General features: G+C 57.5%; 19 protein-coding genes and 1 pseudogene. 15 read left to right on the forward strand and 5 right to left on the reverse strand.

Annotated elements, in window-relative coordinates; translation table 11 throughout:
- Positions 1-146: 146 nt before the first annotated feature.
- From GYN01_RS06015 to GYN01_RS06040, 6 genes are all read left to right on the forward strand, one after another.
- Positions 147-1,529 carry an OprD family porin gene (locus GYN01_RS06015; protein ID WP_048362516.1) on the forward strand — a complete coding sequence of 461 codons (1,383 nt, stop codon included), beginning with the start codon at positions 147-149 and terminating at the stop codon, positions 1,527-1,529.
- A gap of 76 nt (positions 1,530-1,605) precedes the next feature.
- Positions 1,606-3,201: an ABC transporter substrate-binding protein gene (locus tag GYN01_RS06020; RefSeq protein WP_203306723.1), complete on the forward strand. Its 1,596-nt coding sequence runs from the start codon at positions 1,606-1,608 to the stop codon at positions 3,199-3,201.
- Positions 3,202-3,276: 75 nt separating this feature from the next.
- The gene (locus tag GYN01_RS06025; RefSeq protein ID WP_048362514.1) at positions 3,277-4,287 is read left to right on the forward strand and encodes an ABC transporter permease subunit; all 1,011 of its coding nucleotides are present in this window, start codon (positions 3,277-3,279) and stop codon (positions 4,285-4,287) included.
- A 10-nt stretch (positions 4,288-4,297) separates the two neighbouring features.
- Positions 4,298-5,212 carry an ABC transporter permease subunit gene (locus GYN01_RS06030; protein ID WP_048362513.1) on the forward strand — a complete coding sequence of 305 codons (915 nt, stop codon included), beginning with the start codon at positions 4,298-4,300 and terminating at the stop codon, positions 5,210-5,212.
- 10 nt (positions 5,213-5,222) lie between these two features.
- A complete protein-coding gene (locus tag GYN01_RS06035; protein ID WP_203306724.1) occupies positions 5,223-6,191 on the forward strand; it encodes an ABC transporter ATP-binding protein in 969 nt (322 codons plus the stop codon).
- Positions 6,191-7,165 carry a peptide ABC transporter ATP-binding protein gene (locus GYN01_RS06040; protein WP_048362511.1) on the forward strand — a complete coding sequence of 325 codons (975 nt, stop codon included), beginning with the start codon at positions 6,191-6,193 and terminating at the stop codon, positions 7,163-7,165. The genes GYN01_RS06035 and GYN01_RS06040 overlap by 1 nt, the downstream gene beginning before the upstream one ends.
- A gap of 115 nt (positions 7,166-7,280) precedes the next feature.
- Here GYN01_RS06040 and GYN01_RS06045 read toward each other — a convergent pair whose 3' ends face one another.
- Positions 7,281-7,607 (reverse strand): hypothetical protein, encoded by a 327-nt coding sequence (locus GYN01_RS06045; protein ID WP_048401322.1) that lies wholly within the window; start codon positions 7,605-7,607, stop codon positions 7,281-7,283.
- A 265-nt stretch (positions 7,608-7,872) separates the two neighbouring features.
- A pseudogene (locus GYN01_RS06050) lies at positions 7,873-8,267 on the reverse strand (transposase); the annotation flags it as partial.
- Positions 8,268-8,621: 354 nt separating this feature from the next.
- On the opposite strand from GYN01_RS06050, the gene GYN01_RS06055 reads away from it, so the two are divergent.
- The 4 genes from GYN01_RS06055 to GYN01_RS06070 are packed head-to-tail and all read left to right on the forward strand — an operon-like array spanning position 8,622 to position 16,229.
- Positions 8,622-11,795 (forward strand): type VI secretion system Vgr family protein, encoded by a 3,174-nt coding sequence (locus GYN01_RS06055; protein WP_203306725.1) that lies wholly within the window; start codon positions 8,622-8,624, stop codon positions 11,793-11,795.
- A 1-nt stretch (position 11,796) separates the two neighbouring features.
- Positions 11,797-14,193, forward strand: coding sequence for a phospholipase D-like domain-containing protein (locus tag GYN01_RS22470; protein WP_203306726.1), 2,397 nt, complete (start codon positions 11,797-11,799; stop codon positions 14,191-14,193).
- Positions 14,190-15,338, forward strand: a complete 1,149-nt coding sequence (locus tag GYN01_RS06065; protein ID WP_203306727.1) for a T6SS immunity protein Tli4 family protein — start codon at positions 14,190-14,192, stop codon at positions 15,336-15,338. Before GYN01_RS22470 ends, GYN01_RS06065 begins: the two co-directional genes overlap by 4 nt.
- A gap of 6 nt (positions 15,339-15,344) precedes the next feature.
- Complete coding sequence (locus tag GYN01_RS06070; protein ID WP_203306728.1) at positions 15,345-16,229, forward strand: type VI secretion system Vgr family protein; 885 nt, start codon at positions 15,345-15,347, stop codon at positions 16,227-16,229.
- A gap of 167 nt (positions 16,230-16,396) precedes the next feature.
- Here GYN01_RS06070 and GYN01_RS06075 read toward each other — a convergent pair whose 3' ends face one another.
- Positions 16,397-17,980, reverse strand: coding sequence for a peptide chain release factor 3 (locus GYN01_RS06075; protein ID WP_048362509.1), 1,584 nt, complete (start codon positions 17,978-17,980; stop codon positions 16,397-16,399).
- 305 nt (positions 17,981-18,285) lie between these two features.
- Here GYN01_RS06075 and GYN01_RS06080 point away from each other — a divergent pair, with 305 nt between their 5' ends.
- The 5 genes from GYN01_RS06080 (at position 18,286) to GYN01_RS06100 (ending at position 23,318) form a co-directional block, all read left to right on the forward strand.
- Complete coding sequence (locus tag GYN01_RS06080) at positions 18,286-19,038, forward strand: ABC transporter permease (protein WP_173426994.1); 753 nt, start codon at positions 18,286-18,288, stop codon at positions 19,036-19,038.
- A gap of 25 nt (positions 19,039-19,063) precedes the next feature.
- Positions 19,064-19,957 (forward strand): glycine betaine ABC transporter substrate-binding protein, encoded by an 894-nt coding sequence (locus tag GYN01_RS06085; protein WP_048401324.1) that lies wholly within the window; start codon positions 19,064-19,066, stop codon positions 19,955-19,957.
- A gap of 9 nt (positions 19,958-19,966) precedes the next feature.
- Positions 19,967-20,620, forward strand: a complete 654-nt coding sequence (locus GYN01_RS06090) for an ABC transporter permease (protein ID WP_048362506.1) — start codon at positions 19,967-19,969, stop codon at positions 20,618-20,620.
- On the forward strand, positions 20,617-21,774 hold the full coding sequence (locus tag GYN01_RS06095) for an osmoprotectant ABC transporter ATP-binding protein OsmV (protein WP_048362505.1): 1,158 nt from the start codon (positions 20,617-20,619) through the stop codon (positions 21,772-21,774). Before GYN01_RS06090 ends, GYN01_RS06095 begins: the two co-directional genes overlap by 4 nt.
- Before the next feature lie 380 nt (positions 21,775-22,154).
- Positions 22,155-23,318, forward strand: coding sequence for a type III PLP-dependent enzyme (locus GYN01_RS06100; protein WP_048362504.1), 1,164 nt, complete (start codon positions 22,155-22,157; stop codon positions 23,316-23,318).
- Between the two features lie 120 nt (positions 23,319-23,438).
- Here the strand turns inward: GYN01_RS06100 and GYN01_RS06105 are convergent, their stop codons facing one another.
- Both GYN01_RS06105 and GYN01_RS06110 read right to left on the reverse strand, forming a co-directional pair.
- Positions 23,439-24,161 carry a tetratricopeptide repeat protein gene (locus tag GYN01_RS06105; protein WP_048362503.1) on the reverse strand — a complete coding sequence of 241 codons (723 nt, stop codon included), beginning with the start codon at positions 24,159-24,161 and terminating at the stop codon, positions 23,439-23,441.
- 3 nt (positions 24,162-24,164) lie between these two features.
- Complete coding sequence (locus GYN01_RS06110; RefSeq protein WP_048362502.1) at positions 24,165-24,845, reverse strand: Fe2+-dependent dioxygenase; 681 nt, start codon at positions 24,843-24,845, stop codon at positions 24,165-24,167.
- Positions 24,846-24,987: the final 142 nt, after the last annotated feature.

Genomic DNA, 24,987 nt, shown 5'->3' on the forward strand with positions numbered 1-24,987 from the left:
CGTGTCATCAGGCCGCATGGGGCGGCCTGTTGAACATTGCGGCCAAGTGGTCGCAAGCAAACGTTTGCAGTGCTCAAACTCGTTCCACAACAGCCAGCTCAACACATAAAGAGCGGCAATAAAAAAGAAGCAGAGGAGCCTCAACCATGAGAGTCACAAGCAGCGCGTTACTCGCTTTATCCATCAGCAGCCTTGCGGCGATGGCACAAGCAGAAGAGATGAGCCAGGCGTTTGTGCCCACCGAAGTCAAAACCGGTGCCAGCAGCCAAAGCGAAGCCAGCGGCTTCGTTGAAGGCCAAAGCCTGGGCGGTACAACGCGCAACTGGTACGCCAACGAACTGAAGCGCAACAACGGCCGTTTCACCTACAACGACCACGGCGTGGAAAAAACCACACCGCGCCGGATCAACTGGGTGCAAGGCACCATCATTGATTACAGCTCGGGCTTCACCCAGGGCACCGTGGGTTTCAAAACCCAAGTGGCGGCCTACAACGCCATTGCGCTGGACCGTGATGTCGGTGACATCGCCGGTAAAAACAACCGCACCCTGACCCACAGTGATGGCGATGCCGTTGGCCAGTGGAGCAAGCTGGGCCTGGCGAACCTTCAGGCACGCGTGTCCAACACCACACTGGTGGTGGGCCGACAGAACTTCAGCAGCCCAACCATCGATGTGATCGGAAACCGCGCACTGCCTTCCAGCTTCCAGGGGGTAGGGCTGCACAGTGAAGAGTTCAACAACCTGTCGTTCGACGCTGGCTCCTTCGACCGCGTATCGCCGCGCACCGAGCAAGGCCTGAAGAAGTTTCGCTCGGAATACAGCGACAGCGCCAAGGTCACCACTGACCGCGCCAGCGTGGCCGGCCTCAACTACCAGCCGTTCAAGAGCCTGAAAACCTCGCTCTATGCCACCCACGTTGAAGACTTCTGGAACCAGTACTACTTTGGCGCGGTGCACGATCTGGGCGACAACGCGGTACTGGGGCTCAACACCAACCTCAACTACTACAAAACCATCGACACCGGCAGCAAGGCCATGGGGGATATCAACAACGATACCTTCAGCCTGGCCTTCGGCCTGACTCACCAGGCGCACACCGTCACCCTGTCGTACCAGCAAGTGATCGGTGACGAGTACTTCGACTACCTGCACGAAACCAACGGTATTTACCTGGCCAACTCCCTGTTGTCTGACTTCAACGGCCCGAACGAAAAATCGGTGCAGTTGGCGTACAGCATCAACATGGCGCAGTACGGCGTGCCGGGCCTGAAATTCAACGCCTACCATGCGCGTGGCTTTGACATTGACGGCACCAAATACAAAGGCACCGCCTACGACGTGAAGAAAATGGACGGCGAAGACCACTCCGAGTACAGCATTGGCACGTCCTATGCAATTCAAAGCGGTCCACTGAAAGCCACCGCGATTCGCGCCACCTACACCACGCACCGCGCCAGCAAATTCCAGTCTGACGGCAACATCAACGAGTTCCGTGTGGTCACCACCATTCCGTTCAACATCCTTTAACCCTGCCGCGCCAATGCCTGTTGCTCGCACACAGGCATTGGCGCAACGCAAATTCAACCGATTGGAGAGGGTAGCCATGAAACGACTTCCACTACGCACTGCCCTTGCCGTGGCATTGCTCAGCACCGCTGTCAGTGTTTGCGCCAAGTCGTTGGTGGTGTGCACCGAAGCCAGCCCTGAAGGCTTCGACATCGTTCAATACACCACCGCCGTGACCGCCGATGCCTCGGCTGAAACCATCCTCAATCGCCTGGCCGATTTCAAACCCGGCACTACAGACGTTGAGCCTGCCCTTGCCGAGCGCTGGGACATCAGCCCCGACGGGCTTGAATACATCTTTTACCTGCGCCCCGGCGTCAAGTTTCACACCACCGACTACTTCAAACCGACCCGCACCCTGAACGCCGATGACGTGATCTGGAGTTTTCAGCGCCAGCTGGACCCAAACCACCCCTGGCACGACAAATCGCTGGTCGGCTATCCCTACTTTGAAAGCATGGGCTTTAAAAACCTGCTCAAGAGTGTGGAGAAAGTTGACGACATGACCGTGAAAATCACGCTCAACCATGCCGAGTCGCCGTTTCTGCGGGACATCGCCATGCCGTTCAACTCCATCTATTCCGCCGAATACGCCGACCAGTTGCTCAGGTCGGGTAAAACCAGCGAACTGAACAGCAAGCCGATCGGCACCGGCCCGTTTATTTTTGTGCGCTACAACAAGGATGCGCAGGTGCGCTTCAAGGCCAACCCCGAATACTTCCGGGGCAAGCCGGCGAGTGATGTGCTGATCTTCGCGGTGACCACCGACAGCAACGTGCGCCTGCAAAAACTCAAGGCCAACGAATGCCAGATTGCGCTGTACCCCAAGCCCGATGAAGTCAACAACATCAAGAAAGACCCGAACCTGAAAGTCGACGAGATGGCGGCGCTGATGACCAGCTACATCGCCATGAACACCCGCCACAAATACCTGGACGATGTGCGCGTGCGCAAAGCCATCGACATGGCCTTCGACAAAGAAACCTACCTCAATACCGTTCACGGTAAAGGCAACGCGATCACCGCCGTCAACCCGTACCCGCCGACGATGCTGGGGTTTAACACCTCGATCAAAAGCCCGCCCCGCGACCTCGACAAAGCCCGTGCCCTGCTCAAAGAAGCCGGAGTACCCGAAGGTCAGGTTTTTACCCTGTTTACCCGTAACGGCGGCGGGCCGACTAACCCCAACCCGATGCTCGGCGCGCAGTTGCTGCAATCAGACCTGGCGAAGATCGGCCTCAAACTGGACATTCGGGTCATGGAATGGGGTGAGATGCTCAAGCGCGCCAAAAATGGCGAACATGATCTGGTGTCCACCGGCTGGGGCGGCGACAACGGCGACCCGGACAACTTCCTAACCCCGCTGCTCAGCTGCGATGCCGCCAAAAATGGTGAAAACTACGCGCGCTGGTGCAACAAAGACTTCGAGGCGCTGATCACCAAAGCCCGTAACATCACTGAACCCGCCGAAAGAGCGGCACTCTATGAACAGGCACAGGTGCTCTTCAACCAGGACCAACCCTGGATCAACGTCGTACACCCCATGCTCTTTACTGCCAGACGCAGCAACGTCGAGGGCTACATCCTTAGCCCGCTGACCAATAACAACTTTGCCACCACCCAGGTGAAGTAGAACAATAAAACACCCGCCAGCGTTCACCCGAACCCTGGCGGTCCTGCCTAACCGGCTGATGAGGTACACCACACGATGTTTAGTTTTATTGCCCGCCGAATAGGGCTATTGATCCCTACGTTCTTCGGCATCACCTTGCTGACCTTCGCCCTGATCCGCATGATCCCCGGCGACCCGGTCGAAGTCATGATGGGTGAACGTCGGGTCGATCCAGAGATGCATGCACAGGCCATGGAGCGTTTGGGCCTGAACAAGCCACTCTACGAACAGTATTTCGACTACGTGACCAAACTCGCCCATGGCGATTTGGGCGAATCGTTGAGAACCCGTGAAAGCGTGTGGACCGAATTTTCTGCGCTGTTCCCCGCCACCCTGGAACTGTCGATGGCCGCCCTGTTGTTTGCAGGCATTCTCGGACTGCTGGCCGGGGTCATCGCCGCCTTGAAGCGAGGCTCACTGTTTGACCACGGGGTGATGGGCATCTCCCTGGCGGGTTACTCCATGCCGATTTTCTGGTGGGGGTTGATTCTCATCATGTTCTTCTCGGTGAGCCTGGGCTGGACCCCCGTGTCAGGACGCATCGACCTGCTGTATGACATCGAGCCCAAGACCGGCTTCATGCTCATCGACACCCTGCTCAGCGACGAACCCGAAGCCTTCTGGGACGCGCTGCACCACATGATCCTGCCTGCGATTGTGCTCGGCACCATCCCGCTGGCAGTGATTGCGCGCATGACCCGCTCTTCGATGCTCGAAGTGCTGCGCGAAGATTACATTCGCACCGCCCGCGCCAAAGGCCTGTCGCCCGCACGCGTGGTGTTTGTGCACGGCCTGCGCAATGCCCTGATCCCGGTGCTTACCGTGGTCGGCCTGCAAGTCGGCACCCTGCTGGCCGGCGCCGTACTGACCGAAACCATCTTCTCGTGGCCCGGCATCGGTAAATGGCTGATCGAAGCCATTGGCGCCCGCGACTATCCCGTGGTGCAAAACGGCATCCTGTTAATCGCCTGCCTGGTGATTCTGGTCAACTTCGTGGTGGACATCCTCTACGGCTTTGCCAACCCACGCATCCGCCACCAGCGCTGAGATCCTGACCATGACTACCACACCTACACCCGCGACTGCGGTGGATCAAAGCCTGCTTTATCCCTCGCCTTACAAAGAATTCTGGCACGCGTTTTCACGCAACAAGGGCGCCGTGGCCGGGCTGATTTTCATGAGCATCATCGTGTTCTGCGCGCTGTTTGCGCCGTGGGTTGCCCCGCACAACCCCAGCGAGCAATACCGGGACTTCCTGCTGACGCCACCGGCGTGGCTTGAAGGCGGGCAGATGCAGTTTTTGCTCGGCACTGACGAGCTGGGCCGTGACCTGCTGTCCCGACTGATCGAAGGCTCGCGCCTGTCCTTGCTGATCGGCTTGTCATCGGTGGTGATCTCGCTGATTCCGGGCGTGATCCTGGGCCTGTTTGCCGGGTTTTTCCCGCGCTTCCTCGGCCCCGGCATCATGCGCTTGATGGACATCATGCTGGCCCTGCCCTCCTTGCTGCTGGCGGTGGCAATTGTCGCCATCCTCGGCCCTGGCCTGATCAACACCGTGATCGCGATTGCCGTGGTCTCTCTGCCCTCTTATGTGCGCCTGACCCGGGCGGCGGTGATGGGCGAACTGAACCGCGACTACGTGACCGCTGCGCGTCTGGCCGGTGCCAGCTTGCCACGCCTGATGTTCATCACCGTGCTGCCCAACTGCATGGCGCCACTGATCGTTCAGGCCACGTTGAGCTTCTCCTCGGCGATCCTCGATGCCGCAGCCCTGGGCTTCCTGGGCCTTGGCGTACAACCGCCGACGCCGGAGTGGGGCACGATGCTGGCCTCGGCTCGCGACTACATCGAGCGTGCGTGGTGGGTCGTCAGCCTGCCCGGTTTGACCATTTTGCTCAGCGTGCTGGCAATCAACCTGATGGGCGACGGCCTGCGCGATGCGCTGGACCCGAAACTCAAGAACGCCGCCTGAGGAGATTCACATGTCACTGTTAGAAATCAAGAATCTCAACGTCCGTTTTGGCGACGCCAACGCGGTGCCGGTGGTCGACGGCTTGAGTGTGTCGGTGGATAAAGGCGAAGTATTGGCCATCGTTGGCGAGTCGGGATCGGGCAAATCCGTGACCATGATGGCGCTGATGGGGCTGATCGAGCACCCCGGCATCGTCACCGCCGACGCGCTGAACTTCGACGGCCAAAACATGCTGAGCCTCAGCGCCCGTCAACGCCGCAAAATCGTCGGCAAAGACATGGCGATGGTCTTTCAGGACCCGATGACCGCGCTCAACCCCAGTTACACCGTGGGCTTTCAAATTGAAGAAGTGCTGCGCCTGCACCTGAAAATGTCCGGCAAAGCCGCACGCAAGCGCGCCATCGAGCTATTGGAAAAAGTCGAAATACCCGGCGCCGCCAGCCGCATGGACGCCTACCCGCACCAACTGTCCGGTGGCATGAGCCAGCGCGTGGCCATCGCAATGGCTATTGCCGGAGAGCCAAAACTGCTGATCGCGGACGAACCGACCACCGCGCTCGATGTGACCATTCAAGCCCAGATCATGGACTTGCTGCTTAACCTGCAACGCGAACAGAACATGGGCCTGGTGCTGATCACTCACGACTTGGCCGTGGTGGCCGAAACCGCCCAGCGCGTGTGCGTGATGTACGCCGGGCAAGCCGTGGAAGTCGGTCAGGTGCCGGGGCTGTTTGATATGCCCGCACACCCGTACAGCGAAGCCTTGCTGGCAGCCATCCCGGAACACAGCATGGGTGCTGCGCGCCTGGCGACGTTGCCCGGCATCGTGCCGGGGCGTTACGACCGCCCGCAAGGCTGCCTGCTGTCGCCGCGCTGCCCGTATGTACAAGACACATGCCGCCAACAACGCCCTGCGCTGGAGCCTAAAGCTCACAGCCAGGTGCGCTGCTTCTTCCCCTTGAATCAGGAGGTGGCGTAATGACTGTCGTTCTTACTGCCCGTGACCTAACCCGCCATTACGAAGTGTCCCGTGGCATGTTCAAAGGCCACGCCCTGGTGCGTGCCCTCAATGGCGTGTCGTTTGAACTTGAAGCCGGTAAAACCCTGGCCGTGGTCGGCGAGTCGGGGTGCGGCAAGTCCACCCTCGCCCGCGCGCTGACGCTGATTGAAGAACCGTCCTCCGGCTCGCTGAAAATCGCTGGTCAAGAGGTGGCAGGCGCCAACAAGGCCGAGCGCAAGCAACTGCGCAAAGACGTGCAGATGGTGTTTCAAAGCCCTTACGCCTCGTTGAACCCGCGCCAGAAAGTCGGTGATCAACTGGCTGAGCCGCTGCTGATCAATACCCAACTCAGCGCCAGCGAGCGCCGGGAAAAAGTGCAGGCCATGATGAAGCAAGTGGGGTTGCGCCCTGAGCATTACCAGCGCTACCCGCACATGTTCTCGGGTGGCCAACGGCAGCGTATCGCCCTGGCGCGCGCCATGATGCTGCAACCCAAAGTGCTGGTGGCCGACGAACCGACTTCCGCCCTCGACGTGTCGATTCAGGCCCAAGTGCTCAACCTGTTCATGGACTTGCAGCAGGAGTTCAACACCGCTTACGTGTTCATCTCGCACAACCTGGCGGTGGTGCGGCACGTGGCGGACACGGTTTTGGTGATGTACCTCGGTCGCCCAGTGGAGATGGGGCCAAAAGAAGAAATCTACACCCGCCCCCTGCACCCTTACACCCAGGCGCTGCTGTCGGCGACCCCGACCATCCACCCGGACCCGCTGAAGCCGAAAATCAAAATTGTGGGTGAACTGCCCAACCCTTTGAACCCACCCTCGGGTTGCGCCTTCCACAAGCGCTGCCCGTATGCGACCGACTTTTGCAGCACCCATGAGCCGGAGTTACGGCTGCTGGATAACCGCCAAGTGGCGTGCCATCACGCCGAACAATTCCTACAGAGCTAAGCGTTTTTCGAAGGCGCTGCCGAAGGCTGCGATCGAATGCGCAGCCTTCGGTATTCGGCTTATTGGGTTACACGACGGCATGGCCGTCGAGAGCCTCGTGTGAATTTGATTCGGCTCAGTACTGACCTTCGCTGGCTTTGCCGTGATCAACACTGTCGTCGTCCTGACGATCGGTCTTGCCGTCTCTGTCATTCGTGGCGCTGTCGGCCGAGTCGTCATCACCATCAACCTGATCATCATCCCCGGAGCTGCCGCCCTGACCCTGGTCTCCAGGTTCAGACTCCGATTTAAAGATGGCGTGCAATGTAGGGCCTGCAACACCGTTCGCTGAAACGCCAGCAGCCGGATGGGTCAGTGGATTGCTCGCCCAGGCTAGCGAACTGCTGATCGTTATAAACACCAGCACCTTGAGCAACAACACAGCGCGTTGATAAAGCTTCATGGGGAATTCCATCCTAGGGTGAGAAACGTCCTGTAACGCTAGTCCGTCTTGCTCGCCTTCGCCAAGCGAGCGTCCATAAAAAAAGCGAAGCCCCCCGGATCATGCTGATCGGCTCAAGGCGACTGCAATCGGTAGGCGCAAACTTGCGCCTACCGATTGCAGTGACATGTCCCTTGATAGATCAGCAAAACCCAAAGGCTTCGCTTTTTTCAAACAGGCACGGTTGAGCATAAGTAATATCGCTGGCATGTCCACCTGACAGTCAAAAGCGCAGCGGTACGCCATTGCCATCGCACAGCATATGAATTTTGGTCGTCAAGCCAGCCCGGCTTCGCCCGAGCGCGTGGTCCTTCGGTTATTCGGCCCCCTTTTTGTCCTGCACCGGAGGATGCCCGGGTAGCACGTACGGCGGTGGAGTCGATCACCCAAGTGTCCAAATCGATCAGCCCTTTTTCGTTCAAGCGGATATGGAGCCGTTTGAGCATCTAAGCGAAAACGCTCTGGCATATCGCGCCAGGCAGCGCCTGAACAGAGTACCCAGAGAACGCCATTAAGCATCAAACGATCATCTGTTCGCGGCCGGCCAACACAGCGTATTTCGATAAAGATATCTGCAATCAGCTCCCAAGACTCATCAGGAAGTTCGTATCGCTTTGCCATCGAATGCTCCACCCATTGATGGCAACGGATTTTACAGGCATCCAGATTTCAAAGGCTTTCGTACAGAAATTAGGCAGCTAAACCTTGGAGAATGAACAGCTTGCGGAGTAAATGTTACGTCCATCTCGGCCTTGCCAACAGCCTGTTACACAATAAGCACGCAAGTCTGTGTAGGCCTTCTCCTTAGTTATTGTAATCCTCATATTTAAATGCTTTACCCCCGCCAATCCTCCCCCGCACCTAGGCACAATATCGCCCGCGCTTATGTACCTTGGGCAGGTTATGTCCGGCTGGCTTAACTGCGAGCTTTCAACTTGCTGACTAACAGCACTATTGAATACGGATATCACTGCGATGAGTTCACTTGCTTCAATCCTCTCCAGCCAAACCCGCCTCCATTCCCTTGAAGCGCCCTTTCCCTTGGACCAGCGCCTCCACGTAGAGCGCTGGGTCGGAACTGAGGTGTTATCCGACCTCTACCGCTGGGATGTACTGGCACTCAGCGCCGATCACAACATCCCGCTCAACCCCATGCTCGGCGAAAAAATCACCGTACTGACCACATTGGCCGATGGCAGTCATAGCCGACGCAGTGGCTTGGTCAGCAACGCGACTCGACTCGGCAGCGAGGGTTCCTTGACCCGCTACCACCTGACACTGGTGCCCTGGCTATGGACGCTGACCCAAGGTTTTCACTCCCGCGTGTACCAGGACAAAACCGTGCAGGCGATCATCGGCGAGGTCTTCACCCGCTATGAGGTTTACGCCAGTTGGCGCTTTACCGGTGACGCCAACCGCTTGCTCGACAACGTGCGGCCACGCAGTTATTGCGTGCAGTACCGCGAAAGCGATTTCGATTTTGTGCAACGCCTACTCGCAGAAGAAGGCCTGGGCTACTGCTTTATTGAGGATCAACAAGCGCCTGCGGGCCATTGCATGGTGATCTTTGGCGACAGCACCGCGCTGCCCGAAGACATCATCTCAACCAGCGATACCGGCCTGCGTTACCACCGGGCCGATGCGTTGGAAGAACAAGACACCGTGCAGTTCATGGGCCGCGTTGAGCAGTTGGGCAGTCGGCGTGTGACGCTGCTGAGTTCCGATTACAAAACCCGCCAGGCCATCAGCGCCTCACGCTCCGTCGGCCCGGAGCGCGAGGGCTTGGAAAGCTACGACCCGGTTGGCGAATACGCCTTTGCCAACCTCAGCGAAGCCGAGCATTACGTGCGTTTGCACATCGACGCATTGAACGTCGAGAAATCGTTCTGGCAGGGGCGCGGCACCGTGCGCAGCGCCCGCGTCGGGACACGCTTCCAACTATTGCAGGCGACTTGGGCCAATACCGAGCGGTTGCGCGGGCAAGACACATTCCTCTTCACACGCGTGCAAAGCTACGGCATCAACAACCTGGAAAGCGGCGCGCCGCTGCTTGATGCCGATCTGGCAACGCGGCTGCAACTCGACGGACTCGGTCCGATGGTGTTGGCCGAAGCCCAGCGCAGTGGTTTTGGCCAACAGTTCAACGCCGTGCTGTACAGCCAACCGTGGCGCCCGACGCTGGCCAATGGCACCGGCCAACGGCTCAATCCCGTGCCTACCGCCCATGGCCCGCAAACCGCGACAGTGGTGGGCCCAGACGGCCAAACGTGCCCAGGCAATGGCAGCCCTGTGCATTGCGATGCCATGGGCCGCGTGCGCGTGCGTTTTCACTGGCAAGCCGACGATGATCTCGGTGCCTGCTGGATCCGCGTCGGTCAAGCATTCGCCGGCAAAGGCTTCGGCGCACAGTTTCTGCCGCGCATTGGTCAGGAGGTCCTGGTGCATTTCGTCAACGGCAACATGGATCGCCCGATCATTTCCAAGGCACTGTACAACGGTCGCGGCGAAGGCGGCGTGGCACCCACGCCGGGTGGTGAACCGGGTGAAAGCAATTTGGCCGTCTATAAGCACGCCGGCGACCAACACCCCAGCGCCGAAGCCAATCTCGCCGGTGGTAATAGCCCTGCCTGGCACGGTGGCGGTGCAGGCGACAATTTGCATCGCAATTCGGCCGCGTTGTCCGGGTTTAAAACCCAGGGCTTTGACGGTAATGGCCATAACCAATTGGTGTTCGACGACAGTGACCAGCAAGGCCGTGTGCAAATGACCACCACCCAAGCGCATACCCAACTCAACTTGGGCCACCTGATTCATCAAGCGGGTAACTACCGAGGCAGCTTTCGTGGCCTGGGGTTTGAGCTGCGCACCGATGCCTACGGTTCGATGCGTGCAGCCAAAGGTTTGCTGCTCAGCACCTATGCCATCGACCCACAAACACCCGCCGGCGATGCCGTCGCCGCACAGGCATTGCTGCAACAACAACGCGACTTGGCCGAACGTTTCGACTTGGCCGCGCAGATCCATCAAACAGTACCGCTGGCCGCGCATCGGGGGGTACAGAAAGCCAATCAAAGCCTGCTAATTGCCGATCAGGCACCGCTAAAGGCCCTGCAAACCAGCCTCAACACCACCGTGACCGGAGAGCAAATTGCCAAGGCAGCGGGCGAAGCCTTGCAGCGCGAAAGCCAGCACGCCGTGCCTCACTGCGGCGATGTGCTGCTGACCCTGAGCGCACGCGACAGCATCGCCAAAATCGCCGGTCAATCCCTGCAATGGACAGCCGGAGAAACCCTCACCCTCGGCAGTGGCTACGACACCCACATGGCCACCGGGGGCAGTTTTCGCATGCACAGCGGCCAAGCCATCGGCTACCTCGCTGGAGCACAAAAGACGCAGGGGATTGGGCTGGCGATGATCGCCAGCGCCGGGGCGGTGGATGTGCAAGCGCAACAAGGCGATATCAACCTCAGCGCCCAAGACGAACTGAAGATCATCTCGATCAATGCCCAAGCGCAAATGGCTGCGGGCACCACGCTGCATCTGGCGGTCGACGGCGGTGCCAGCCTGACGATGGAGGGCGGCAATATCACCTTCGCCTGTCCGGGGACGATCAAGGTGCATGCCAGCAAAAAAAGCTTTAACGGGCCGCATGAGAAATTTTTCCCGCTGCCGCAGTTCCCACGTAATCCATTACCCGATGTCGCTGCCAAATTTAACCTGCAACTGATGGATACGCCGGGGCCCGATGGCGCCGCTACACCTCAGGCGCCATGGCGAATCGTTCAGGCTGATAACGCCAGCGGCGCGCTCATCGCCAAAGACAGCATTCTGCAAGGCGAAAGCAATGCTCAGGGCAAAGCTGAGTTAACCGACGAACAGAATCAAACACTTAAAACTCGCTATGACCAAACACCCAATCAACTCTGGCTGGTTTACGACGATCAAGCGCGGGAAGTCGTTTTGGAAATCGACAAAGACAACTGGAACCACCAGCTAAACCTGTTCAATGCCTTGAACGCCATGGGCTACAGCGATAGCCAGTTCCAAGTCGGCACCGAAAACGCGGATGAGCGACACGCCACACTCGCACGCAAGGACGCCCGTACAGGCAACCCTCAAACGCTGATCAACAATCTGAAGGAGAAGTGAGATGAGTCTTCCCGAGAACTGCATAGTGCGGCGCACGGTTCATCAAATTGTTGATTGCGAGGGCAACCCCTATCGAGCGGTCGCGACCGAACCGCTTTGGACGCTCACGCGAATGTTTGCCCAGCCAACCAAAGGCAATGCCGTCAAACCCTACTTCAACGCCAAGGCGTATTTTGCCGAGTTGATCAACGCGTTTGCTGCTGCCAAAGAATCAATCTATATCGCCGGCTGGCAAGTCAATTGGGACGCGCAAATGGCCCCCGGCGTGCGCCTCTACGATTGCCTGCTCGCAGCGGCCCAGCGCGAGGTGAAGATTTTTGTCATGCCTTGGGACGATGCTGCGCCGATACAAACCTACGATACTCAAACCCGGAGCGTGGTGCTCGGCATCAATCGCATCGTAGGTCAGCAACGGGTATTCGTGACCTTGGCCAAGCCCCACCCGGACCAGAACACCTCGTTCTACAGCCATCACCAGAAACAGGTGGTGATTGACCAGCGCATCGGGTTTGTCGGCGGCTTGGACTTGGCCTACGGGCGCTACGATGACGACAGCTTTGAACTGCGCGCCGATGCCGATGGGCGCCAGGGTATGAATCGCTACAACGGTTGCGTACCTCAGTTGGGCCATCTGGGCGAGGAGAACTTGGTCAACCCCGACGATAAAAGCGCCAGGATTGCGCCTCATAAGTACCAAACACCCTACAAAGAAGACGCCCCCACAAGAATAAGCGCGCTCACACCCAGCGCAGCGGGCGTGGACGCCTCTCGCCAACCGCGCATGCCCTGGCAAGACATGCACCTGCGCATCGAGGGGCCTGCGGTATCGGATCTGCTGCGCAACTTTGTGCTGCGCTGGAACACCCAGAAAACACGCTTGCGTTCCGGCGCGCCGCGACTGCCATTTCCACCCGCGCCTGAAGCCTTCCCGAACATGGGTACGTGCGACATTCAGGTACTGCGCAGTGCGTCACTAACAATGCTGCAAAAAGAACATGCGCTGTTGCCTAAAGATGATGCGCCGATAGAAGCACAGCACGATATCTACCGAACCCTGTGCCACCTGATCGAAAAGGCCAAGCATTACGTTTATATCGAGCAGCAGTTTTTTGTCAGTGATTTTGGTGAGGAGGTGACAGGCAAACAGTTCGAGCCTTCACTGACCATCCTGAAAAGCGCAGGTATGGGCCCCAAGGTAACTCGTGCCTTTGCGGGGAACAGCAAGGCGAAGATCGAAAACGTTGTGAGCAAGCGCCTGATCCACCGGATCGGTAAGGCGATCATGACCAAGACGCTGTTTCACGCCTATATCGTGCTGCCTGTTCATCCTGAAGGGGGTGGATTAGATAACGCGGCGATTGTGACGCAGGTGCATTTCACGCAACAGACCATTGCGTTTGGTACGCAGAGTTTGTTCAACGGTATTAAGGCTTATTTGAAGCTGGGGCGGTTGTATGAGGCCGACCTGATTACCCAATCAGTGTGCGCCTCGGTGATGGAAAAGACGGTTGCGCAGATTCAACAATTTGTGGAGCAGGTGCAATTCGAAAAAGTGCCAATGGGTACTGACGAAGAGTGTTTCGAATACGTAACGTTACTCAATTTGCGCAACTGGACGAAATTAGACGACCGCTACGTCACCGAGCAAATTTACGTACACAGCAAATTGATGATTGTTGATGACCGCTATGCCCTGATTGGCAGTGCCAATATCAATGACCGTAGCCTGCTGGGTGGTCGCGATTCGGAATTGGCGGTATTGGTGATGGATTTGGAGGTGGTGCGCAAGGACTTTCTGGGTAACGGCAAGCCTCAGCCGACAAGGACGTTTGCTCATGAGCTACGCAAAGGAATCTGGAACAAGTTATTGGGTATCAGCAGTGGCGTCAGACCCGCTGACGAGTTGAAGCATGCCATTGATAAACCTGGGCATCCAGATAGCTGGAGGGCAATACAGGCTGTGGCCAAGCGTAATGCTGAACATTATGAGGCAGTGTTTAAGTTTGTTCCTAGAAATATCCATTCCAAGGACGATGACGGAGTGTATCGCGCTTCTATATGGCCTGTTATCAACACGAAACCTGGTCAGAAACTTGGCGTGCTTTCTCCAATCGACTTGAATAAGGCAAAAAAAGACTTGATGCCCTTTGAGGCAGAGTTCTGGAAGGCACCGCAGTATGAGGTTGACGCCCTCGCGCGACTAAATCAGATATGCGGCTTTATCACTGCCTATCCAGTTAGATGGACAGAACATGAGGATAACAACATGAAGTTCCACCATGCCTTGATGACTCAGACTACACCTGTGGAGCCCGCAGCGAGCGAATCGCTGGATGCTCTGCAGACTGAAAAGCAAATCGCGGCTCTTTCAAAAAATAACCCGGAGTCTCGCGGATGAAGCTTGTCAAAAAAGTTTCGCTGGCCTGTTTCATGGCAAGTATTTCTTTTGCCCTTCAAGCAAAGACGCAAGCCATTCCTTCTGATTGGAAGACTGAATGTGTGGGGTATTTTCAGATTAGTCTCCCTGGGGAAGTCGAAATAGGTGTTGTGCGAGATGATCCAGACCCAAGCAAGGGCAGCCATAACCTTCTCAGGAGGGGCAATCAGTTCTTTGCGGACTCAGCATACTTGGACGGGGCAATTAGAACTTCGACGCTACTCCCGGAAAGCAGTTTTTCAAGAGTAAAAGATGAAGCAGCGGATAAGATGGAAGATTTAAAGCAGCGCATGAAAACTGACGACTCTATAAAGATATTCTCGTATGAGCCAGTTGAAAGCTCTGTTCTGTACTTTTTCACTAGCAAGCAAAAGGTCTATGGTTCAATATTTATCTATCAAGCGGGTCGGATCTATTTCTTTCGTACCTCAGAAGACGAGTTGCCAGCGGCTGAGGCAGAAGCCAAGGTCAAATCCGCTCAAACTCACTTCCTGCAAAACTTTCGCGCCCGCACCCTCTACGAAGTGCCACAGGAAAAAGGATTTTGCATGCCCTACGGTTTCGTTAAGGACGACAGCCCACAAAAGCGCAGCATGGGCACCATCATGCGGTTGAAAGACCATCCTGACGTCAGAATCCTTTTCCGCGATCAAAGTGCTTCATTCGATGAAAACTTTAAAAAAGAAGAAAACGCGAGTGTCGAACAGGAACTGCGTGCGTTTTGGGAGCGCGCCAATTGGGGCGGCGTGAAATACCAAGCCCTGGGCTTACGTAAATTCCCCTCAGTCCAAATGGGTGGCTACCGAGGGCAATCCACTTTTGTCGAAATAACCCGCCCCACACGCTCCTCCAAAGGCCAGTGCTCTTGGGAAGATGAATATTTCTCCAAAGCCGAAAAAAAACAGGCGGGATGCTTACCGCAAACACAGGACTACGGCTACATCGCCTACGTCAAAGGCGACCCTGATGCCAAGGAAGACACCCCGAACCTGCTGCTCTACGTCATGCAAAACTCCAAGGACGCGCCTGACGGCAAGCCAACCATTGGCAAAGACGAATTAAAGAAAATGGCCGATACCATCGCTGCGTCGATCAAGCGACGTTGAGTGTGCATGCGCGCGAAAAATATCAGTCGACCTCGTATTGACCCCATGGCGTTGAGGCAACTCATCATCGGCAACATGGATCGCCCGATCATTTCCAAGGCGCTGTACAACGGTCGCGGAGAAGGCAGCGTGGCACCCACGCTGGGTGGTGAACCGGGTGAAAGCAATTTGGGCGTCAATAAACACGCCGGCGGCCAACGCCCCAGCGCCGAAGCCAATCTCGCCGGTGGTAATAGCCCTGCCTGGCACGGTGGCGGTGCAGGCGACAATTTGCATCGCAATGCGGCCGCGTTGTCCGGGTTTAAAACCCAGGGCTTTGACGGTAATGGCCATAACCAATTGGTGTTCGACGACAGTGACCAGCAAGGCCGTGTGCAAATGGCCACCACCCAAGCGCATACCCAACTCAACTTGGGCCACCTGATTCATCAAGCGGGTAACTACCGAGGCAGCTTTCGTGGCCTGGGGTTTGAGCTGCGCACCGATGCCTACGGTTCGATGCGTGCAGCCAAAGGTTTGCTGCTCAGCACCTATGCCATCGACCCACAAACACCCGCCGGCGATGCCGTCGCCGCACAGGCCTTGCTGCAACAACAACAACAACAACAACAACAACAACAACAACAACAACAACAACAACGCGACTTGGCCGCGCAGATCCATCAAACAGTACCGCTGGCCGCGCATCGGGGGGTACAGAAAGCCAATCAAAGCCTGCTAATTGCCGATCAGGCACCGCTAAAGGCCCTGCAAACCAGCCTCAACACCACCGTGACCGGAGAGCAAATTGCCAAGGCAGCGGGCGAAGCCGTTTTGGAAGTCGACAAAGACAACTGGAATGACCAACAAAACCTGTTCTCATCGAGAGGTTTCCTGCTCAGACTAAGCTAGAAGTTATCCGCCCAAGCACGCTGCTCAGCACACGAGCCTTGGGTATCGGCCAATAGTATTTCGTGTAGTCCGCCAATTGCTCGGCGCTTCGCGCAACGCGCCATGCCTGGCGCCCATAAAAAAACGAAGCCAAAAGGCTTCGCTTTTTTCAAACAGGCTCGCAGGCCTTAGTGGTGCTCACGCGTTGCGCGGAACTTCACATCAGGCCAGCGTTCTTCCATCAGCGCCAGGTTGACGCGGGTCGGCGCCAGGTACGTCAGGTGACCACCGCCATCAATCGCGAGGTTTTCGACCGCTTTGATCTGGAACTCTTCAAGCTTCTTCTTATCGCTGCACTCAATCCAGCGCGCCGAGTACACGGTGATCGGCTCGTAGGAGCATTCCACTTTGTATTCGCCTTTCAGACGGCTGGCCACCACGTCGAATTGCAGTACACCGACGGCACCCAAGATGATGTCGTTGCTGCGCTCCGGGAAGAACACCTGCGTGGCGCCCTCTTCGGCCAGTTGCTGCAAGCCCTGACGCAGTTGCTTGGATTTGAGAGGGTCGCGCAGACGCACACGACGGAACAGTTCCGGCGCAAAGTGCGGGATGCCGGTAAAGCCCAGCACTTCGCCTTCGGTGAAGGTGTCGCCGATCTGAATGGTGCCGTGGTTATGCAGGCCGATGATGTCGCCCGCGTAGGCTTCTTCGAGCTGTTCACGCTCAGAGGAGAAGAACGTCAGTGCATCGCCAATGCGGATGTCTTTGCCGGTCCGTACGTGGCGCATTTTCATGCCCTTTTCGTACTTGCCTGAGCAAATACGCATAAAGGCGATACGGTCACGGTGTTTAGGGTCCATGTTTGCCTGGATCTTGAACACGAAGCCGCTGAACTTCTCTTCGGTCGGCTCCACTGTGCGCTCGTTGGCCACACGCGGCAGCGGCTCTGGGGCCCAATTGACCACAGCGTCGAGCACGTGATCGACACCGAAGTTGCCCAACGCCGTACCGAAGAACACCGGTGTCAGTTGGCCATCGAGGAATTCTTGCTGGTTGAACTCATGGCACGCGCCCTGAACCAGTTCCAGCTGATCGACAAAGCGCTGGTACTCATCACCCAAGTGGGCGCGGGCTTCGTCAGAGTCGAGTTTCTCGATGATTTTGACTTCGGTGCGCTCGTGGCCGTGACCGGCGGTGTAAACGATGATGTAGTCGTCTGCCAGGTGGTACACGCCTTTGAAATCGCGGTAGCAGCCAATCGGCCAGGTGATCGGCGCAGCTTTGATTTTCAGTACGGCTTCGATCTCATCCAACAGCTCGATCGGGTCGCGAATGTCGCGGTCCAATTTGTTGATGAAGCTGACAATCGGCGTGTCACGCAGGCGGCACACGTCCATCAGGGCAATGGTGCGCGGCTCAACCCCTTTACCGCCATCGAGCACCATCAGCGCCGAGTCAACAGCGGTCAACGTGCGGTAGGTGTCTTCCGAGAAGTCTTCGTGGCCCGGGGTATCGAGCAGGTTGATCATGTGGTCGCGATACGGGAACTGCATGACCGACGTGGTAATCGAAATACCCCGTTGCTTCTCCATTTCCATCCAGTCGGAGGTGGCATGGCGGTCGGACTTTCGCGATTTCACCGTACCGGCCACAGCAATGGCCTTGCCCATCAGCAAGAGTTTCTCGGTGATGGTGGTCTTACCCGCATCGGGGTGGGAAATGATGGCGAAAGTGCGGCGTTTCGCGACTTCGGCGGCCTGGTTGGTCATGGGAAATCGCCTGACGATTGATTCAAAAAAGGGCGCGGATTATAGCTCAAATCAGGCATCAACAGCCACCGTTGGTACCCTGGATGTGATCACAAGGGTGGCAATATGCCGTAAATAATGTGAACCTTTTAAACGGTGGAGGCGTCCACTCTCCTGATACGACATCGCGTCAGGGGCTGAAATATCAGCAAGTTAGCCTGACGAGGCTGCGCTAATGACAGGCGACGCCGGCGTTTACTCTGCCCCCGCCTGTTGCTCTTCGCGAACCCATTGTCGGCAGCCAGGAATGGCCTTGCCACACGAGAATGTGTCCGCCGACTGAAATAAAAAGGAGTCCGCCTGTGGCTAATCGCTATGGAAAAGGGCTTATAGGATGCGTGGCAGTTGTCGCCCTCCTGGCCCTGTTGGTCCATTGGATCGGCATCAGCACTATCGAACACTATCAAGATGATTTGTTGTTCTACCTGCAAGCCCATCTGTACCTCGTACTCGCTTCAATGCTCGCCGCCCTCCTCGTAGGGATACCCGCTGGCATTTTCCTCAGCCGACCTTCAATGGCCGGACGTGCGGAACGCTTCATGCAAGTCTTCAACATTGGTAACACCGTGCCACCGCTGGCCGTTTTGGCCATTGCGCTGGGCTTTTTAGGGATCGGTAGCGGCCCTGCCATCTTCGCCCTGTTTCTCGCCTCGTTGCTGCCCATTGTGCGCAACACCTACGAAGGCCTGAAAAACGTACAGGGTTCACTCAAAGAAGCCGCCGTCGGCATCGGCATGACCCCGCGCCAAGTGCTATGGCGGGTCGAATTGCCCAATGCCGTGCCCATCATCATGGGTGGCATCCGGGTGGCGCTGGCGATCAACGTCGGCACCGCGCCCTTGGCGTTCCTGATCGGTGCCAACAGCCTGGGCAGCCTGATTTTCCCGGGCATTGCCTTGAACAACCAACCGCAACTGATCCTCGGCGCCGCCTGCACTGCACTGCTGGCACTGCTGCTCGACGGCCTGGTGATCCTCATCAGCCGCCTTTGGTTGGAACGCGGCCTACGACCTGCTTAAGGTCTGGCTGAGCAAAGGAAAAACCATGAAAAAAATAAGCTTGTTTTTAGGCTGCATCCTGCTGTTCGCAGGAATGGTCCAAGCCGCAGAAAAACCGTTGATTCGCATCGGGGCGCGAGTGTTTACCGAGCAAACCCTGCTCGCTGAAATCACCTCGCAATACCTCAACAGCAAAGGCTACAACGCCCAAGTGACGGGCGGTCTGGGCAGCAGCCTGGCGCGCTCGGCCCATGAATCCGGGCAGCTGGACATGGTGTGGGAATACACCGGTGTGTCGCTGGTGGCCTACAACCACATCACCGACAAACTCGACAGCCAGCAATCCTACGACCGCGTTAAAGAACTCGACGCCAAAAAAGGTCTGATCTGGCTGCACCCCTCCAAGTTCAGCAACACCTACGCCTTGGCCCTGCCGCAAAAAGTGGCCGAAGCCTTCCCGCAGATCAACACCGTCAGCGACCTGAACAAGGCCCTGCGTGAGCCGCAAAACAAAGAGGCACTGGTGGCGCTGGACACCGAGTTCGCCAACCGCTCTGACGGTTTGCTGGGCATGGTCAAGCTGTACGGCATGGACCTGACCCGCCGCAACATCCGTCAGATGGACGCGGGCCTGGTCTACACCGCGCTGAAAAACGGCCAGGTGTTTGCCGGTCTGGTCTACACCACCGACGGCCGGTTGAGCGCCTTCAACCTCAAGTTGCTGGACGACGACCTGCATTACTTCCCCGACTACACCGCAGCGCCGGTGGTGAGCAAAGCCTACCTCGACGCGCACCCGGACCTGGAAGGGCTGCTCAAGCCGCTGGCGGATCTGTTTGACGACGAAACCATGCGCCAGCTCAACGCCAAGGTCGACGTCGATCACGAAAGCCCGTCCAAAGTCGCCGCAGAGTTTCTGCGCCAACATCCACTGAACTGAGGAGAAGACATGGAATTTCTAAACGCCTTTTCCCACATGGATTGGTCGCTCGTACTGCATCTGACCTGGCAGCACATCACCTTGGTCGGCATCGCCGTGACCTTGGCCATTGTTGTCGGTGTGCCACTGGGGGTGCTGATGACGCGCTTCCCGACACTGGCCGGCCCCCTGCAAGCCAGCGCCACCGTGCTGCTGACCATCCCCTCCATTGCCCTGTTTGGCCTGCTGCTGCCGTTCTACTCCAAGTTTGGCCAGGGCCTTGGGCCGATGCCGGCCATCACCGCCGTGTTCCTATATTCGCTGTTGCCCATCATGCGCAACACCTTCCTCGCCCTGACGGGTGTGGAACCGGGTATTCGTGAAGCCGCCCGTGGCATCGGCATGACCTTCGGCCAGCGCCTGCGCATGGTTGAACTGCCGATCGCGGTGCCCGTGATTCTGGCCGGTGTACGCACCGCCGTGGTCATGAACATTGGTGTCATGACCATCGCTGCCACCATCGGTGCCGGTGGCCTGGGTGTACTTATTCTTGCTGCAATCAGCCGTAGCGACATGTCGATGCTCATTGTCGGCGCGGTATTGGTCAGTGTGCTGGCCATCATCGCCGACCTGCTTTTGCAATGGCTGCAACGCTCGCTGACTCCAAAAGGACTGCTCAAATGATCGAACTTCAAAACCTCAGCAAAACCTTCCAAAGCAACGGCAAAGACGTCAAAGCCGTGGACTCGGTAAACCTGACCGTCAACGAAGGCGAAATCTGCGTGTTCCTCGGGCCTTCGGGTTGCGGCAAGAGCACCACACTGAAAATGATCAACCGCCTGATCAAGCCCACCTCGGGCAAGATTTTGATCAACGGCGAAGACACCACCGACCTCGACCCGGTGACCTTGCGCCGCAACATCGGCTACGTGATCCAGCAGATCGGTCTGTTTCCCAACATGACCATCGAAGAGAACATCACCGTGGTCCCGCGCCTGCTGGGCTGGGACAAGCAAAAGTGCCACGAACGGGCACGCGAGCTGATGAGCATGATCAAGCTCGAACCCAAGCAATACCTGCATCGCTACCCGCGTGAATTGTCGGGCGGCCAACAGCAGCGTATCGGCGTGATCCGAGCCTTGGCGGCGGATGCACCGCTGCTGCTGATGGACGAACCGTTCGGTGCGGTTGACCCGATCAACCGCGAGATGATCCAGAACGAGTTCTTCGAGATGCAACGGGCGCTGAACAAGACCGTGATCATGGTCAGCCACGACATCGACGAAGCGATCAAGCTGGGCGACAAAATTGCCATCTTCCGGGGCGGCAAACTGTTGCAGATGGACCACCCGGACACTTTGCTGGCCCACCCGGCCGACGAATTTGTCAGCAACTTCGTGGGGCAAGACAGCACGCTTAAACGCCTGCTGCTGGTCAAGGCCGAAGATGCGGCCGACAACGCGCCATCGGTCAGCCCCGAGACGCCCGTGGGCGAAGCACTGGAGCTGATGGACGAACTCGACCGTCGGTACGTCGTGGTCACCTGTGCCGACAACAAAGCACTGGGTTATGTACGTCGCCGCGACCTGCATCGCCAGACCGGCACCTGCGGCCAATACCTGCGCCAGTTCACCGCGACGGCGGCCTCCGAAGAACACCTGCGCATCCTGCTGTCGCGCATGTACGAATTCAACCGCTCGTGGTTGCCGGTGATGGACACCGACTGTGTGTTCCAGGGTGAAGTGACCCAGGAATCCATTGCGGCGTACCTGAGTTCGGGCCGTTCACGCGGGGCTAAAACCAGCATCGTGTCACCCGCCGAAACCGCACTGGCTTAAGCGCCATAGCCTGATCACTGTAGGGGCGAGCACGCTCGCGCCTACAGCTGATATCCCGCCACAAATGCCTGTTGATGGAACATCCCTACGTCATCAATGTCGGTTAGTTAAATAGCTGTCATTGAACCCGCGACGAACGCGTACATAAACGCGACATTTGTTGTTGCTCAATGCGCAATCACCCCCTACAGTTCGCGCCGAACATCCATGCTGGAAACGATCCATCCGGCTCAAGTACTGACGACGAGACAGCAAGGTTCATTTACCTTTTTTGCTTTCGGCGGACATGCCTTGGGAAGTAGGCGAACCAAAGTGGGGATACGGAGGATGTTCAGTTGCACCCCTTGATTGATGACGTTTGCCACTAGGAGTCCCACAGCATGTCGATTCAGGTCGAAGACTATTACGCGCGCGAAACCTTCCAAAAAATGAAGGCGTTCGCTGACACCCAGGAAACCCCGTTCGTGGTGATCGACACCGCGATGATCAGCAAAGCCTATGACGATCTGCGGGCTGGCTTTGAGTTCGCCAAGGTGTACTACGCCGTTAAGGCCAACCCGGCCGTCGAAATCATTGATTTGCTGCGCGACAAGGGGTCTAACTTCGACATCGCGTCGATCTACGAGCTGGATAAAGTCATGGCCCAAGGCGTCGGCCCCGAGCGCATCAGCTACGGCAACACGATCAAAAAATCCAAAGACATTCGTTACTTCTACGACAAAGGCGTGCGCCTGTTCTCCACCGACTCCGAAGCCGACTTGCGCAACATTGCCAAAGCCGCCCCCGGTTCAAAGGTGTATGTGCGCATCCTGACCGAAGGCTCGACCACGGCTGACTGGCCTTTGTCACGCAAGTTTGGCTGCCAGACCGACATGGCCATGGACTTGCTGATTCTGGCCCGTGACCTGGGCCTGGTGCCTTACGGCATTTCGTTCCACGTGGGGTCGCAACAGCGCGACATCAGTGTGTGGGACGCTGCCATTGCCAAGGTCAAAGTGATCTTCGAGCGCCTGAAAGAAGAAGACGGCATCGTGCTCAAGCTGATCAACATGGGCGGTGGCTTCCCGGCCAACTACATCACCCGCACCAACAGCCTGGAAACCTACGCCGAAGAAATCATTCGCTTCCTCAAAGAAGACTTCGGCGACGACCTGCCAGAAATCATTCTGGAGCCGGGTCGTTCGCTGATCGCCAACGCGGGCATTCTGGTCAGCGAAGTGGTGCTGGTGGCACGCAAATCGCGCACCGCCGTCGAGCGTTGGGTGTACACCGATGTCGGTAAATTTTCGGGCCTGATCGAAACCATGGACGAAGCCATCAAGTTTCCGATCTGGACTGAGAAGAAAGGCGAAATGGAAGAAGTCGTGATCGCCGGGCCAACGTGCGACAGCGCCGACATCATGTACGAGAACTACAAATACGGCCTGCCGTTGAACCTGGCCATTGGTGACCGGCTGTACTGGTTGTCGACCGGTGCTTACACCACCAGTTACAGCGCTGTTGAATTCAATGGCTTCCCGCCGCTGAAGTCGTACTACCTGTAAGCCTCAACGCTTAAAAAACCCATGACACGTCATGGGTTTTTTTATACCTGCGCCCTGTGCTCAATGGCACAGGGGCGTTCAAGCTCAAAACGCTCAAAACGCTCAAAACGCTCAAAACGCCTAAGGCTGCGCCAAGGCACGGATTCTGGGATCGGGGGCGCTGGCCAGGGTCTGATGCGCCACGGCAAGAAACTTGCTATTACCGCCCGCCAACGCCCGCTCGAACCACACCAGCGCTTCGTCTATCTGGCCAGCCTCGGCCAGCACCGACGCATGACTGAACTGCCCGCGAAAATCCCCACCTTGGGCCGAGCATTTGTACCAGTGCCGCGCCGCATCCAGATCCTGGGCACAAAACTGTCCGTCCTCCAGATACCGCCCCACCAGGTTCATCGACTTGGCATGCCCCCGCTCTGCCGCCTGCCGGTAGAGCGCCAGCGCGGCGGGCTGGTTCTCGATCACCCCGCGCCCGGTGGCCAACAAATTGGCGTAGTTGTACATCGCCCAATCCAGCCCGGCTTCGGCCGCCTGGCGGTATTCAAGGCTGGCCAACGCCCAATCAACCGGCCCGCCCCAACCCAGTTCCCAGCAACGACCCAGCATGTTGCGCGCCATCAGGTGACCTCCGTTGGCGGCAATTTGAAACCAGCGTTTGGCCAGCACCGCGTCGCGCTCAATCCCTTGCCCGTCGAGCAAGATCTGGCCCAACAAGGCTTGACCATCGACGATGCCTTGTTTGGCGGCGATCAGAATCGCCTGCGCCGCGCGAGCCGGGTTTTCAGTGAGCATGGCGCGCAGCTGCTCGCCATCGAGCACTTCTTCGCGGCGCAATTGGAAAGGCATGACTTACACCTCAACCCAGCGGCGCAGCAGGTTGTGGTAAGTGCCGGTGAGCTGGATCAGTGAGGGGTGGTCGGGCACGTCACGGGTCAGTTGCTGAATCGCGCCGTCCATTTCATACAGCAGGGTGCGCTGACTGTCTTCGCGCACCAGGCTCTGGGTCCAGAAAAACGACGCAAAGCGCGTCCCGCGCGTGACCGCGTTGACCTTGTGCAGGCTCGTGCCGGGGTACAGCACCATATCGCCCGCCGGGAGTTTCACCTGACGCACGCCGTAAGTGTCCTGAATCACCAGTTCGCCGCCGTCGTAATCTTCGGGGTCACTGAAGAACAGCGTCGCCGACAGGTCGGTGCGCACCCGTTCCGGGTTGCCCTTGGGCTGGCGCACGGCATTGTCGATATGAAAGTCGAAACTGCCGCCCGCCGTGTAGCAATTGAGCAACGGCGGAAACACTTTGTGCGGCAACGCAGCGGACATGAACTGCGGGTTCTGCCACAGCCGGTCAATCATGGCGGCGCCGATTTCTTTGGCCAGCGGATGGCCTTCGGGCAATTGCAGGTTGTGTTTGACTTTGGCCGACTGAAACCCGGCGGTGATTTTGCCGTCAGCCCAATCGGCCTGCGCCAGCGCCTCACGTATGCGCAGTACTTCTTCACGGGAGAACAAGCCGGGAATATGCAGCAGCATGGCGCAGTACCTGATAGCAAAGGGATGGCAATGGTATTGATTCTTATTGATCGTGTAAAACCCTGATCGGACCTACTGACGAACGAGTGTGAAAAAACCGTAAAGCAAAACTGTAAAGAATGTAAATTTCGCGCTAATAGTA

It is taken from the genome of Pseudomonas weihenstephanensis (assembly GCF_016812185.1).
GTDB lineage: Bacteria > Pseudomonadota > Gammaproteobacteria > Pseudomonadales > Pseudomonadaceae > Aquipseudomonas > Aquipseudomonas weihenstephanensis.